Below are 17128 nucleotides of genomic sequence, written 5' to 3'. Positions count from 1 at the left end.
TGTCTCCGGATTTCTTGATTTAAATCGCTGTTCGCAGTTGAAATCCCGAGGACAGCACATGCTTACGAGGCTAGCTTTCCTTTGGAAAGCTTTCAGGCGGACGCTCACGCTCCTACAGTTCCAAAATTCCCCTCCGTCACTTTTATTCAATCCGTCCTCCTCAATTCAACTAATTAAGCTATCGATTGTGTACTTCGCTGGAAGATACTGAGCACCAATTCCGTTCCCATGGCGGTGAAATATTCGCGCAGGTAAGGAACATGGCCTTCTTCATCTCCGAGCCCGTCGTTGAAATCCGTCATTTGATACTTCCTGGCGATGTCTTCACCCTGGATCACGGCAATATTCTGGTTCTTGGCACATTCCAGGTTAATCTTGTCTTCGAGCCGTTGCACCAGCTGCAGCAGTCGGTTGTCCTGCTTGATCTTGTCCGAAGCCGGACACAGGCAGACCACAATTTGGGATTGATGCTTATTCACAAAGCCTTTGGCGCATTGGATAAAGCGGTTCGCATTCTCCGTTAGCACCGCTTCAGCCTGAGTGGAATGGTGCTCCATTCCCTGTATCCAGTCCTCCAGACGAAGAAGAATCATACCGATGCCATCCCTGTTTTTGCACAGCAGACCTGTATCATCGATCAATTGCTGAAACACCTGACTGTATGGTGCAAATTGCAGTTTGGCGTGAATCGAAAGCTTGTCCAGCCAGAATTCAATGGCCTCAGCGACAGGTTCGGATTCGAAAGACGAGACCACGGTCATAAGAATCTTCTTCCTGGAGAGTGAAGTCTTGAACTCTTCTATTCTTCTTTCAGGATTCTGCACGATCTGTTGAAGCAGCAGCTTAAAATCACCGATCAAACGGGTAATGGTATCCTGTTCAAACAAATCGCTATTGTACTCAAAGCCTGCGGACATGCCGTTTTTCATAATCGATGCGTATAAGGACAGATCAAACTGTGCCGTGTCCACCGACACCGGAATCACCTCAACACCGATGCCCGGAATATTCACGTTTAGCATCGATTCCTCGGTCTGCACATAGAGCACCTGAAAAATCGGGGAATGCTGCATTTGTCTTTCAATGCCCAGCCCCGTTACGACTCTTTCAAAAGGGATCTCCGCGTGATTAAAGGCCTCCATGCAATGGTCTCTCACCTGGGCAAACAATTCGGTAAAGGTCATCCCCTCTTCGATGTCGTTCTGAATGACCACGGTATTAATGAACAGTCCGATCAATTTCTCCAGTTCCACTCTGCTTCGATTCGCAACTGGCGTTCCAATGCAGATGTGGTCATCCAGACTATAGCAGTGCAGCAGGAGGGTCAGCGCAGACATCATCAAATGATAGACAGAACCCTTATGCTGTACGCAAATCTCATTAATCTCTTTCATGACATCCCGGTCCATTGTAAAATACTCGGTTCTCCCCCGGTAGGTCTGCATCTCCCCACGTTTGTGATCGTAAGGCAGACGTATGGATTTCGGGACATCCTTCAGCTTGTCGAGCCAGTACTCCAGCTGATAATCGAGCGCGCCGCTTTCGATTCTTGTGCGCTGCCATTCCGAATAATCAACATATTGAACAGGCAGGGGAGCCTGGAGTGCATCCCCTGTAAGCAGTTCACTGTAGATCTGCGCGATTTCATTCATAATGACGCCGAATGACCATCCGTCACAGATAATGTGATGGAGAGAGAGCGTCAGAACCGTCTCTTCCGCAGAGAGCTTCAGCAACTGGAAGCGCCAGAGCGGGCCTACGGTCAGATCAAAGGGCCGTCTTGCGATTTCGCTGTTCATCTCCCGGATCTTGATCTTCTGCTGCTCACTGTCGTATTGCTCCAGACTGACCGTCTCGACCCGAAATCTCTCGAAAGGTTTAATGATTTGTGACGGCACATAATCAATCGTATTAAACACCGTCCTGAGACTCTCGTGCTTCTCCACGATCCGGTTCAGGGCTTCTTCCAGTAGTTCAAGATTTATTGTCCCTTTCAGCAAATAAGACTGGGGTACATTGGCTACCCCTCCGTTCATGAACTGCTCCATAAACCATTGTCTCTGTTGAGAGAATGACTGGGCGAAAGAGTGGGATGTCCGGTCCACTCTTTCGATTTCATTTTTCTTGTTCTCTTTAGCTTTTGTCATAAGTTCGAGCAGCTGTTCTCTTGATAAGGCTTTGATTAAATCCTTCTTATTCTCCATATCACTGCTCCTTAGCTACTTTCTCATGAGTTCTTTAAGGCGTTTTCTCTTGTCTTTCATCGCTTCCTTCTCGCTGTGCAGCTGCTCACTCACCGCTGCCACTTCCGCATAGCTATCTGTTGCTTCCTCAAGATAATCGCACAAGCTCCGGATGGTCGGATATTTGAACATATCCACGACCGTCAGATTCGTCTGGAAGCTCTCCTTGATTTTGTAATACACCTGGAGAACCAGCAGCGAATGGCCTCCAATGTCGAAGAAATTATCGTTAACTCCAATGTGTTCGGCATTGAGGATGGACTCCCAAATCTTCTTGACTTTCTTTTCCTTGTCGTTGGCTGCGTCTGCATATTCGGTCAAAACCGTTCTTCTTGTGCTCTCCGGTTCGGGCAGTGCCTTCATATTTAACTTGCCGTTAGGCAATAGTGGCATTTGTTCTAGCACGATAAAGAACGAAGGAATCATATAATCCTGCAAAAATTTCTTCGTGTACTCTCTGATCGAAGGTATATATTCCTGGTTATATTTCCATTCGAGCGGATTCGTGAAGTAGATGCTTCGGTCTTCACTGAACCGGAGGTGGTCCGCAACAGCATAATTGTAGATAGCGGTATCAGAATTGAACTTGCTCTTGTGGAGTAATACCAACTGATATTCTCCGCTCTCGGAGTGACCGTTCCATAGCGGATGAATGATATAACCCCCACCATCTTGCCCGGTCAGCAAATCGTACAGATTCGGAACATCTGCCGGAGAGTCTTTCAGTATTCTTCTTAATTCACCGACGGTTGTTGCCTGTCTGGAATCATCCTTCAGCAGCGCCTCCGCCCTGTTCTCATCCATCAGCTTATCGAGCCCGATATCCTGGATCAGGATAATGTCTTCTGATGCGCCTTTTAAGAATCTCTCCAGATTACGTGCAGGCCCTATCTCATTCCAGCTCAGCTTGACCGTAGGCTGCAAGGCCGTGGCTTCTTTCGTTCCAATGACGACCTGATATCTGAATTTACTCATCTCATTATCGAAGCGGGTCCGTTTCGGGAGGATTGACACATTCTTAACCCGCTGTTCTGTATCCTTAAGGCTTAAGAAATACTTGGAATCGACCAGCAGCTCATTCTCCGATGCGATGGAGTTCTTAATTCTATCCTTCAGCTCGGCTACCGTTAATTCATCGTCTGCTTTGTACAGCTCCACCGAAGTATGATAGCTAGCCAGTAGCTGCAGGGACCTCACGTCACCAATAAACAGACTGCCGTCCTTGCTCAGCATGCCTAAGAGTTTGGCAATGACCTCTTGCAGATATTCCCCGCTTGGAAAATACTGAATAACCGAGTTTAGAATGATCGTATCGAATGTCTCCGACTGCAGCTCGCCCAGATCATCAGCCGATTTTTGATACAGCCTGACATTCATGGTGTCATTCAGATTGCTGTGGATATACTCCAGCCCGATCCGGGATAAATCCACACCCACATACTCCTCGCATACCGGCGCAATTTTGAAGAGGATCATCCCTGTTCCGCAACCGACCTCCAGCACTTTCTTCGGCTTCAGACTCTTGATGATATCTACCGAATCAGACAGCCATTCCTCCATCTCCGGTTGCTCGATCTTATCCCCGGTGTAACTGCTGTTCCAGCTGATGGTGTTGAGACTAAAGTCTTGAATGGTCTCCTCTTTGTTATAGGCATTATCAAAGATCGACTCCCATTGGGTAACCTGTTCCTTGCTGTCTTCGCTTACGTCCTGCTTCTGATAGTTCTCGTCGCGGACAATGTAGGACACGATTCTAATGTCATTGTCCCCTTCTCTGGCGATAACGACATTGTCTTTTACCGAAGGGTGGGACTGGATAACTTTTTCAATTTCGCCGAGTTCAATCCGCAGTCCTCTTAGCTTCACCTGATTATCGGCACGCCCGATAAAGCTGATATTGCCGTGCGGCAGGAGCTTAACGATGTCTCCTGTTTTGTACATTCGATCCTTCACATATTTGCTGAAGTGATTGGGAATGAATTTCTCCCGGGTCAGATCCTCCCGTTTGTAATACCCTCTCGCCAGGTTAACACCGGCAATGTACAATTCTCCGCTTACGTTGTAAGGAACAGGATTCTTATACGCATCCAGAACATACAACTGCACATTGGCAATCGGCTTGCCGATCGGAACAATCTCTTTGTCCAGCTTCTCGCTGCAATCATAGTAGGAGACTTCAACCGCCGCCTCGGTCGGGCCATACAAGTTGTGCAGCTCCGCAGCCAAGGTGGTATAGAACTGCTCTTTCAGGCGATACGGCAGGGCTTCACCGCTGCAGAATACCTTCTTCAGGCTCTTGACTTGTGAGACTCTCGGATTCTCCAGAAAGAGCTTGAGAATGGACGGGACAAAATGAGACATGGTAATCTGCTCGTCCTTGATCACATCAATAAGATAGTCAACATCTTTATGACCCTCCGGTTTGGCCATGACCAGGCACGCCCCTACGGTAAGCGCCCAGAAAATTTCACTGCAGGAAACGTCAAAGCAGAACGGGGTCTTCTGCAGCTGACGGTCTTCCGGCTGCATTTGATACTGCTCTTGCCCCCACAAAATACGGTTTCTCAGACCGCTGTGAATATTGATGGTTCCTTTGGGCTTACCGGTCGATCCCGAAGTGTAGATCATGTATACCGCCTGTCCCTCATCCACCTTTACTCGCGGATTGTGAGTACTTAGGGCCAATATTTCCTTACTGCGGACATCAACCGCTTTAACCCCGCTCAGGGCATCGATCTCATCGGCACAGTACAATACCAGCTTGACCTCTGAGTCCTCCAGCATGTAATCCACCCGGTCTCTCGGATAGGTTGGATCAATCGGAATATAGGCAGCCCCTGCCTTCAAAATCCCGTAGACCGCCACGATCATCTCGATTGAACGTTCGGCATAGACACCTACGAAGTCTTCCAGTCCAATGCCCTCTGCGATAAGATAATGAGCCACTTGGTTCACCCGCTCATTTAATTCACGGTATGTTAGGCTAACACCCTCAAATCTCAAAGCCAGTGCGTTAGGATTTAACAGGGCCTGCTCTTCAAACAACTCATGCACCAGCAGATTCTTGTCAAACTGCCGGTCTGTCTCATTTTTCTCATAGATAATTTCATTGATTTCGGCTTTATCCATATAATTGAACTGCTTGATGCTCTGGTATGGATCCGCACATAACCGCTCAATGATATTTTCTAGATGCCGCATCATTCTTTGCACGGTCTGGCGCTTGTAAATATCTGTGTTGTATTCGCAGAGCACATGCACGCCATCCCCCAGCTCCCTCATGGAAATCCAGAAGTCGAACATGGCAGACTGGTTGTCACTTTCAATCCGGGTAATCTTCAAGTTCGGCAGCTTAAACTCCGGCAGCTCTCCATTCTGGAGGGCGAACATGACCTGGAATAACGGATTCCGGCTCAGATCACGTTCCACATCAAGCTCATCTACGATCATTTCGAAGGGCATATCCTGTGCATCATACGATTCCAGTGCGCTGGCTTTGACTCTCTCGATTAATTCCATAAACGAAATATCTCCGGATAAGTCGTTGCGGAGCACCAGAGTATTGACGAAGAAGCCGATTGTATTCTCCGTTTCCTTCCGCGTACGGTTGGCAATCGGTGTACCAATGGCGATATCATCCTGCCCGGTGTATCTGGCGAATAGCACATCAACCGCCGCCAAGTAGATCATAAATGGCGTCGCGCCCGTGGTTTCGGCCAGTTCATTGACACGTTCCATGAGGCTTCGGTTATACACAAAGAACTCTTTTTTACCATTAAAGGTCTGCACGTTCGGGCGGGCATAATCCGATGGAATATCCAGCGTCGTCACATCCTGCAGCTTGTTCTTCCAGTAAGTGAACTGCTCTTCTTTGACTTCACCTGTGAACCAGCCCCGCTGCCACTTCGCATAATCTGCATATTGCCATTCAATTTCAGGGAGTAGAACTGTTTTACGATTCACTAAGGCATCATACAATTGCACGAATTCCCGGATGAAGATCCCCATCGACCAGCCATCCGAAATGATATGATGCATAGTTAACAGAATGACATGCTCATCCTCGGCAAATTGAAGCAGCTTACAGCGGATTAACGGCCCGTTCGCGAAATCAAACGCCTGGTTGACCTCAACATCCGCCCATTTGGAAATGATCTGTTCCCTGTCTTCGGCATCTACATCTGTCAAATTGATCAGCGGAATCTCAACACGTTCAACCTCATGCAGCACCTGCATAATTTGTCCGTCCCTGCTTGCAAAGGTTGTCCGGAGTCCGTCATGACGCTTCACAATTTCCGTAACGGCCTGCTGCAGGGCGGACACATCCAGTTCACCTTCCAGCTTGACGGCCTCAAGAATGTTGTAAAATGCGCTTTCTTCATCATATTGCTTCAGGAACCACAGTCTTTGCTGGGCATAAGATACCGGAATGCCATGCTTCTTGTCTTCCTCAGATAACCGCTGCATGCCAGGGTCTGTTAGTACATTCAGAGTCGCCTGAAGTCTCTCATCGACAACCTTGGCAAGTTCTCCGATGGTTGGATAATAGAATAAATCATTGATTGCAAATTCAATTTCATATTCTTTCTTGATTCTGGAGACCACCTGTGTCGCTTTTAATGAGTGCCCGCCAAGCTCGAAGAAATTATCGTTCATGCCGATTTTGTCGGTGCCGAGTACCTCCGACCAGACCTTGCTTATGGTCTTCTCGGTTTCGGTTGAAGGCTCAACGTACTGATCTTCGTCTTCTCCTTCGATCACTTCACCCATCGAGTTCACCGCATACACTTTGATGGCGCTGGCAGCGCCGAAATCGTCCAGCAGCTTCGAATGGTCTAATTGCAACTGATTAGCCGCTTCCTCATCTACATAAGCAGCAAGATATTCCTTGGCGTATGTTTTTTCGTCTATCCTGCTGAGCATGTGCAGATTGTTCTCATCAATTCCGACATATACGGCTTCTTCATCCATATTCAGCAATGCTTCAAAGATGGAAAGCCCATCTTTCTCACCGATGACATGCTGACCGATGGATTCACTGAGAATGTGCAGAGACTGCAGGTTGCCCGCCGTCATGCCGATGTCGTTCCACATGGTCCAAGAAATGCATTTTACAGCATAACCAAGCCGATTCGCCGCATATTGGCAGAACATCTCCAGAAAGCTGTTGCCAGCGGCATAAGCGCTGAACGTCGCACCTCCCAGAAAAGATGTAACTGAGGAGAATGCGATCATTGACGCGTTAGGTCTGGTTGTCAGGATGTGGAACAGATTCAGAGTCCCGAACACCTTCGAGTTATATTCTTCTTCAAAAGCCTGTTTATCTCCGGCGGTAATCCAGTATGCATCCCGGTTATCCAAGTGCTCCTGGTAGCTTGAATTGCCTGCAAGATGAATAATTCCATCAATCTCTGTTCCTTTAAGTTCTTCATAATATTTGACGACCTGACTCAGGGAGATCAAATCACAAATATCGACCTGGCGGTAACAAAGTGAAGGGTCCAGCTCCAGTAATTGTTTATAGTTCTGCACCCTGCTGTCATTCACACCCAGGCTATGAATATCGCTTCTACCCACAATCACCAAATTAGCCTGGTAGTTCTCGATTAAGGCCCTGCAAATTCTGACTCCGATGCCCCCCAGGCCTCCGGTTACCACATAATGTCCGCTTGGTTTGATCTTTGTCTTCGATTCCTGTTTCATGAATGGTACAGCTTTAAGCTTCCACGCCATTCTTCTGCCGCTGCGGTAGCTGATTTCACCGGAGTCCATGTCTCCATGGCTGATTTCTTCGCACAAAGAATACGCATCCTGCTCCGCATCTTGGCCCTCTAAATCGACCAGCAAGCTGCGAAGTCCTGTGTTCTCAGTACGAAGCGCAGCCATAAAGCCGATCAGCGAGGCATTGTCATATCGGCTCTCCCTGCCGCTTACTCCCTGGTACACATTCGAGCTTCCCACATACAGCTTCGCACCTTCACACAGATTATGGCCTGCGAGTGATTGGAGCAGCTGAAGCAGGCTGAATACTCCAAGTTCATTGCTGCTTCTAATATCCTTATCCTCAGAGATGTTCAACTGATAAGTCGGCAGATAAAGAATATGACTGGCATTCCGCTGATTAGCACTAAGATACTTAACCAACCTTTGGCAACCTTCTGCGCTAGTGAAGTCGCAGCTGATTCGATTAGAGCCATGTACTTTAAAGTTCTCTTCATTTTTAACCGAGATCACTTGATCTTCATGGATACCCAGACGTTCCATCACCTTGGCTGCCAGACCTTCGTTGTCTTCAAACACCAGGAAATCTCCGCTAAAGCTTGCGGTCTTTCCACCTTTAAAGCCCTGCGGCTTCCAGGTTTTCTTATATACCCAAGGATTTAATGTATTTTGATCACGGATTAGATCCACTTGTTTCAGAACAGAATCGTATTTCCCTCCCAGAAGGGAATCTCTTAACAGGATCCGCTGAATTTTACCGATAGCAGTCTTAGGGATGTCCTTTTTAGCCAGTGGAACGATATATTCAATGACCACCCCGATTTTGGAAGTTATCACCTTCTGCATCTCTTTCATAATCTTCTTGAGCTTAAAGGACTCCATGGACGTCGGATGGAAAAATACAGCCAGTTGCTCTTCTTGCGATCCGCTTGCTCTAACCGTAACCGCAGCAGTATAGGAGACTTCCACACCGTCTATATCTTCTAGCACGGCCTCGATTTCCGAGTTATTGTAGTTGACACCGTTAATGATAATGATATCTTTCGCTCTGCCGGTAATGGTCAATCCCCGGTCTGAGATCATACCCAGATCCCCCGTATCAAACCACCCGTCACGAGTGAATGCTTCTGCGTTAGCTTTCGGATGATTATAATAACCCGGTGTTACAGCCAAACCCCTGATCTGGAAACGTCCTTCCGTCCCTACCGGTAATAACTCATCCTCTGCATCAACAATACGGACCTGATGTCCGGCAAGCGGATAACCTACGGATACCTGAGTATCCTCCGGCTTCACCAGATCGTTGCCGATATCCAGTGAATAAATAATTCCCGAGCAGGTCTCCGACATCCCGAAGCAAGGTCGCATCGCTGTTTTCCGCAGATTGTACGGTCTCAGAATCTCATTAAACTTGAGAGCTACTTTAGCGACGACCACTTCCCCGCCATTGGTGATCACCTTTAGTGGAGACAAGTCAATTCCGAGCTGTCGGATTTCTTTTTCATGGCTGTTAATTAGATTGTAGGCAAAGTTAGGCGCCCAAGTATTGGTCACCTTATAGTCGCTCATAAGCGTAAGCCAGCGGAGCGGAGATTCCAGGATGTAACCGACAGGCGCCAGTATCTCCTGGCTGTACAGATAGATATCTCTGACGTTAGACATCACCGTTCCACCGACATGATCCATCGGCATCCAGTTGAAGGTAACCTCCTCAGGACCAAATCCATTGCTCTGTACAGCAGCGATCGTCCGGCACAGAATGTTTCTGTGACTCTGCATCACCGCTTTTGGCATACCCGTACTTCCGGAAGTAAGCAGCATAAGAGCGATATCATCAGGTTTAACCTCATATTCGATCACACGATCCTGGCTATTCATCAATTGTTCAGCCACATATACGGTAAGCTCGGCTTCTTCATGCAGAATACGCGGAACATTGCGGATACTCTCCGCCAGTGCTTCATCCGCCACAATGACCGGCTGTTCAAGCATTGTCCATGCATTATACAATTTGCGTACAGCCGCATTATCTTCCTGATAAGAGGTGGCTACAGTCACCGGAATTCCGATAAAACCGCCCAACATGCAAGCCCAGAACGTATTCACATAATTCCGGTTATTATCAAGCTGATAGATGACCTTGTCACCGGGCTTAAGGCCCTTCTCCATCAGACCGGAGCATACAGATTTAGCTTCACTGTATACAGTCTTGTAATCGGAGAAATCAACGCTTCCGTCATAATTAATAAAACGGATCCCATGATTCTCAGGTGCACAGTCGGCGGCCCGCCGGATATAATATCCCAGATCAAACACGGTGACCTCAGGGATGATAATCTCTTCACCGGTTATCAGCGACAATTCACTTTCTCCACCGCTCGCTTCTTTACTGCCGCTAACGATTTCAACCTTGTCCGAAGCTTTGGAATTTGTCTTATTCACAAAGCTGAAATGGTCCGAAAGCTCTGACAGATGGACCTTTTCCCGGTTGATTTTTATTTCTTTACGAGCGAATCTGACAGGGGTTGTGCCGGAGAAGCCTGCACTCCCATTCTCCGCAAACAGGCTACTCCAGCGCTGAATAAGGTTGTCATTGATAATCTCAAGCTCAAGCAAATCATTAATTTTAACAGTTCCGTCTTCGTAATAAGGAATGCCTGACACATGAAGAAACTCTAGGATCTCAGCACATTCTTCTATATTCATCTCAAGAAGTGCACATAACCTGTCCGCTAGTTTCCTTCTCACTTCCTCAGCCCGTTCTGCATATTCAAGCTGCCCCTGATCCTCCGCTGCCTTTTCAACATAGTAGACCACAAGCTTCGCTTGGCCTTCCAGGTTGGTCCGATGTACAAGCTTGATATCTTCAACGAGCGATTCAGCTCTAAAAGCACGCTCTGCCAAGGTCAAATTAAGGCTGATTCCGCCTAATCTCATACGGGTGCTTAACGTCTCATTGAGCTTCAACGTTCCACCCGCTACGTAGTGCCCGACATATCCGCTATCGTTTAGCTTCCCGTTCCCAGGCACACATACTCTGCCTTCAAAACCATCCGGAAGCAGGTTGCCGTACTTATCAACGATCAAGACGTGTTCCATTTCCGCTTTCAGATCATTGACCTCTTGTTGTTGAAGATTCAGGACAGAAGATACAGCCTTACCGGATGTAAGAATATCCTCCAGCTCACTTGAGATCAGTTGTACCTTGCGGACAGGCTCAGTCACCTTATGGACAATTTCGTTCAGAATGGCAATGAAGCTTTTTTGAAATTCATCGATGAGCTGTTCACTAAAATAAGCAGAATTATATACGGTTTCGATGCAGGTGCCATGATCCGGCTTGACCACCCAGGCCAGCGGATAGTTAATTTCTTCCCTCAACTGCAGTTCGGTAATGCTGAATTCCGTGATATCCTTATAGGCTTCGGCATTCGCATAGTTCTCATAGACGAAAATACTTTGAAACAGTTCAGCGTGGCCGCTGGTACTGCTTATTTCAGCCAATGACATATACTCATGGGAGCTTCGGCTGATCTGCGATTGTTTCAGGCTCTCTAGGCATTCGATCAGTGAAACCTCCCGTCCAAGCTGTACCCGCACGGGAATGGTATTTATGAATATCCCTACCGCTTCGTCAATACCTCTGATGTCCATAGGCCGGCCGGATACCGTCGTGCCATAAACCACGTCGTCTTTCCCGCTGTATCTGCTGAGTAATATAGCGTATGCCAGATTATAAATCTGATAGGACGTAATCCCTTGACTCTTAGCTGTTTCTTCAATACTTTTGTTTAGTTCCTCTGACAAGCGTAGGGTACGCTTCTTCGTCTCCCCCAGATGATCTTCCGCCTGATCTCCAGTAATGTTCAGGACGTCCTCAAACCCATGAAGGACCTCTTTCCAATATTGCGCCGTTTTGCCTGTATCCTGCTTGTTCACCCACTGGATGTAATCCTTGAACGAGGTTCTCTTCTTCTCTGACGGACTCATTCCTTGCTGTAGTGTTTTGTAATTCTCAAGCATCTGTCCAAGTACGAGGGGCAGCGACCAGCCGTCCATGATCATATGATGAAAGCTCCACACAAAATAATGGCTGTCTTCCGTGATTTGAATAAGTGCGAATCTCATCAAGGGAGCCTTATCCAGTTCAAAGCCCAGGTTCCGGTCGTTTTCAAGAAATTTGCTGTACTCTCTACCAATCTCTGACGGCGATAAATTCCTCCAGTCATATTGGATGTACCTGCATCCGCATTCTTTTAGCACGACCTGAACCGGCTTTTTAACCCCCTCCCACATAAATGCAGTCCGCAGCGCCGAATGCTGATCGATGACCTTCTGCCAGGCCTGCCAAAATACTTCAATATCGATCTGTCCATTCAATCTGCAGGAGAACTGTTCAAAATACATGCTGTTGCTCTCACTCTTCAGACTGTGGAACAGCATCCCTTCCTGCATGGTTGACAGTCCATAGATGTCAGAGACATTTCCCTTGTTCATGCTTTCCCCTCCTGGGCGCCTTAATTGAATTTTGATAGAATAAAATCCAAATCTTCCGTATCCACATCTAAAAAATCCGCTGCCGAAACCCCGCTGTCCTCCGACTCCATGCAATATTCGATGATGTCTAGCAGGTTGCCCAGGAGAGCTTGTGCCTGCTCTGCTATCTTGTCTTTCGAATAAAGGTTCTGATTATACACCCATTCAAAAGTTAGCTTGTCTCTCAAAACATAGGCATTTACTTCAAGCAGGCTTACTCTCTCATTTGTTAAACCACGTGTATAAAGAGATTCACCGCCGAGCAGTTCAAATGGAGAATCACTTGAATTATGATTGTCCAGATGACCCATATAATTAAAGACCACCTCAACGGCACCTTTCGGATAATCGCTGATCAAATACTCAAATCTGCGTTTCTCGGCAGCGGCCATTCCATCCTTAACGACTTTCAGTGTGCGCCCAAGATCCGAACTCTGATCAGCGGCAAAATAAAGAGGATACCAATTCGTAAACCAGCCGACAGTTCTGGACAGATCCACCTTGTCTTGCAGCATATCCCTCCCGTGACTTTCCATATAAATCGTATGGTCAGCGCCATCCAAATTCCGCAGCATGAGCTCCATAGCAGCAATCATCACTTCACCGGGTTTAATACTGTAGGACTTGGACACATCGGTCAGGAGTCTTGCTGAAGTTTCTTCCGGCAAGGAGCAAACGAACGTTGCAGCATCCGCTTCGGTATTGTTTGAGTTAGACCCGTTCTTGTGTGCCTCACGGCAGTGGGTCTTATGGTCTTTATTCCATTCATTTTTCTTAGTGATAGCTTCAAAGCTGGCGGAATAAGCCTCCGCTTCCTGGCTCCATCTGATAAACGAGGTGGTTTTGAGAGGAACCTTCACTTTCTCTTTTGCTGATAAAGCCTGATAGAAATTGAACAGATCTTCAATGATAATCCGGTAGGATACCGCGTCACACACGAGATGATGTGCAGTCAGCACAAGTCTGCTTTTTACCCCAGTATCGTCCTGAATCAGCAGCCCCTTAAAGACTTCTCCGGTTTCGAGCCGTAAGGACTTCTGAAGCCCGATGATCTGCTGCTGCATTTGATGTTGATTAGCTACGGAAGTTCCGACTATCTGTAACCGATCACTGTATGCAAAAGGCATGATTTCCGCATATCTGCCGGCATTCCCGAAGACATTTCCCAAGGTACTGCCACCAGCCACTCTAGTCCGTAACACATCATGCTGCCTGCAGACCTCATTGAGTGCGTCATTCAAAACTTTCGGGTCCACCTTTTCTTTCAGCTCTAGGCATACAGACTGATTCCAATGGTTGAAATCACTGAAATTCTGTCCGATGAACCATCTCTGGATAGGTGTTAAGAGGTACGTCCCTGCGACTTCCCCCTGATCACGCTGAATGTTCTCCATTGGCGTAGCATTCATACCCATCTGCTCAATGCATTTATCATCATAAAAAGATTTCAATTCCAGCTTGATTCCCTCTTCTGCCGCTTTCGCGATGACCTGCATACTGATGATCGAATCTCCGCCAATTTCAAAGAAATTATCCCGGATGCTTACCCGATCAACTCCCAGAAGTCCGCTCCAAATCTCTTCCAGCTTTCTTTCAATATCAGTAGACGGTGCTTTGTATTCGTTACCAGGCTCCAACTTGCTGCCTAAAGCTGATAATTTGGTGAAATCGACTTTGCCGTTAATATTGAGTGGAAGGGCATCAGCAGTATAAAAAACGGCCGGAATCATATAAGACGGTACTCTTTCATTCAGAAATGCCCGGATCTCCGCAATCGTCACCGGCGCATCCAGAACCAGGTAAGCCGCCAAATAAGGATTGCTGTTGGAATCCATCTCGGTTGACACTGCAGCAGCATTAACGTTGTTATGAGAAATTAACTTACTTTCAATCTCACCGATCTCAATTCGATGGCCTCTGATTTTAACCTGGGTATCGATTCTGCCGTAAAAAGCAATATTCCCGTCCTCCAGCCAGCTCGCGTAATCCCCTGTCCGGTATAGCTTTCCGGGACCAAACGGATTATCGTTAAACTTCGCTGCGGTAAGCTCCGGTCTATTCAGGTAACCCCTGGCAATCCCAACACCAGTTATGCATAATTCTCCAATTCTTCCTTTTCCGCATAACGTGTTATGGTTCATTATATAAATCTGCATATTGGAGATCGGCCTGCCGATAGGGATCTTCTTCGGGATCTGCTTGTCCCTTTCAAACCACCAGTCCGAGGCACAAACGGTAGTCTCCGATGGTCCGTATGCATTAAAGTACTGGAGGGACGGCGGCAATTGCTCGACAAGCCGTGTATTAGATTCCGAGCCTGCTGTTATTAACAAACGTAGCCCGAGATCCCTGCCCGAGATTTCATTCCAATACTGCGGCGGCAAGGTAGCAACCGTAACCTCATGCTTCTTCAGTTCTTGCTCGAACCGGTTCATATGTAGTGCTGCTTCTTTAGTTACAATGCATAGCTTAGCTCCTGTAAGCAAGCCCATGACAAATTCCCAGACAGATGCATCAAATACGAGATTGGCAAATTGAAGAATTGTATCATCTGAGGTCACCTTGTATTTTGTTATGAAATAATCTCTCAGATTCACGATACCCGTGTGCTCCACCATGACACCCTTGGGTTTCCCGGTAGTTCCCGATGTATAAATAATGTAGGCCAGATTCTCTGAACTGCTGATGTCGGAAAGATTGTCCGGTGATTCCTGTTCAATCAGCGCATCATCAATTACAATGTGATCTGCACCGATCTCATCCAATATGATGCCTGCAGTAATCAAATGCCGGGCCCCGCTGTCGGCGAAAATATATTGTATTCTTTCCTTAGGATAGGATGAATCCAGCGGCATAAAGGCACCGCCTGCTTTGGTTATGCCAAGAATGGCAATCAGCGCTTCGATGGATTTATCCAGCATCATTCCGACAATGCTCTCGCGGCCCACACCGCGCTTCCGGAGAACATTTGCCAATTGATTGCTTCTTTTATTGAGTTCATGATAAGTTATGCTTTCGTCTCCACAGACGGCTGCGACAGCTTCATTCCTTGCGCCGGCCTGAGCCTCAAATAATTGCTTGATGGTCTGCGGTTGATACCCGGACACCGGACGGTTAAAAGAGTAGAGAATCTCAGCCTTCTCGGCCGCGGTGATCATCTCAATATCTTTGATAGCTACGTCTTCATACTGAGAGACAGTATCCAGAATCTGCAGATAGTAGTCTTTGATGGTTTCAATCCGTTTACGTGAGAACTTGCCGGGCTTATACTCGAACCAGGCACTTAATCCATCCTTCTCCTCATTGACCTCTAGCGCCAGATCCACCTTGGCTGTCTTCAAGTCCAGCTCACCGAATTTAATATGGAAATCCTTATTCTCAATATCCTTCAGTACATTATTCTCATAGCTGAATACAACCTGATAAATAGGCGTGGACAGCAGATCTCTTTCCACTCCCAATTCCTCTACGATGAAATCAAAGGGGATATCCTGATGCTTCAAAGCCTGCATCACATGATTATTCTCCGTTTGAATATACTCAAAGAGCATCTGCTCCTCACCCATCTGGCTTCGAATCGGAAGCATATTCAGAAAACACCCGACAATAGAATGAAGCTCCTCATCATTTCTACCTGCAACGGGAACGCCGACAATAATATCGTTTTGCCGTATGTACTTATGCAGCATCAATTTGAGCGCGCTCATGTATAGAACAAACAAGGTCACACCATGCTTTTTAGCGGTGGTCTCAAGCCTTGACTTCAATGTCTCCCCGATGGAGAATTCAACCCGATCCCCCTGATAGGTAAGCTCATGGCTCAGTGCATAATCCGTTGGAATCGCACATGTCATGGGGCTGCCGTCCAGATGTTCCTTCCAGAACTGAAGCTGATGATTGAACTCGCCCTTCGCAATCCTATCGTTCATATGAAGGACATAATCATAGTACTGGATATTCGATGGACTAACTGGTTCGCCGCTTCTTCCTGCGTAACTTTCATACCACTCCAGCAGTTCCTTGATAAAAACACCAATGGAATATCCGTCGGATACGATGTGATGCCAGACAATCTGCCCGACCCACTCCGTATCGCTGAGTTTATAACAGATTAGCTGAATCAGTTGCCCTTCCGCCAGTTCAAACGGCTTCATTCCTTCTAGCACCATCATTTGCTGAATGTCACTTCGGGAGATTCCGGCATTGGACATATCACATACTTTAAAGACTCTCTCATCGAAGGTTTCTCCAAGTTCCACCTGAAGATTGCCCTGCACTTCCTTGAATTTGGAACGGAGTACTTCCTGCCTCTCAATCATTCTTTTAAAAGCTTCATAGAGATATTCCACTTGAAGTGCGCCATGAAACTCCACATAACCGGACACATTGTAGGCATGGGATTCATTAAAAAGCTGTTCCACATACCAGAATTTCTTCTGCATATAGGTGCAAGGTAAAGCTGTTATGCCAGAGTCTCTCTTTTCAACCCCGGATAATCCTTTTTCCTTCAAAATAGACTGCCTTTTCTTTCTTCTCTGCTCCTCCAGCAGATTCTCCAAAAGGATACGTTTGGATTCCGACAAGGCACTGACTCTATTTTTCACACTTTCACTTTCACTCGTATGCAT

The 17128-nt window shown here is 47.0% G+C and carries 3 protein-coding genes; all 3 read right to left on the bottom strand.

Features of this window, described 5'->3' with window-relative positions; genetic code table 11:
- Positions 1-173: 173 nt before the first annotated feature.
- Genes ACAN55_RS06265 through ACAN55_RS06255 form a run of 3 tightly spaced genes read right to left on the bottom strand, consistent with a single transcriptional unit; the run spans position 174 to position 17128 of the window.
- Complete coding sequence (locus ACAN55_RS06265; protein WP_379129612.1) at positions 174-2204, bottom strand: condensation domain-containing protein; 2031 nt, start codon at positions 2202-2204, stop codon at positions 174-176.
- A gap of 15 nt (positions 2205-2219) precedes the next feature.
- A complete protein-coding gene (locus ACAN55_RS06260) occupies positions 2220-12461 on the bottom strand; it encodes an amino acid adenylation domain-containing protein (protein ID WP_379129610.1) in 10242 nt (3413 codons plus the stop codon).
- A gap of 20 nt (positions 12462-12481) precedes the next feature.
- Positions 12482-17128, bottom strand: coding sequence for an amino acid adenylation domain-containing protein (locus ACAN55_RS06255; protein WP_379129607.1), 4647 nt, complete (start codon positions 17126-17128; stop codon positions 12482-12484).

Origin of the sequence: Paenibacillus oryziterrae, from assembly GCF_042610485.1 — a bacterium.
In the GTDB taxonomy this organism is placed as follows: Bacteria; Bacillota; Bacilli; order Paenibacillales; family Paenibacillaceae; genus Paenibacillus_AQ.
This window is presented reverse-complemented; position numbering and strand designations above follow the sequence as displayed.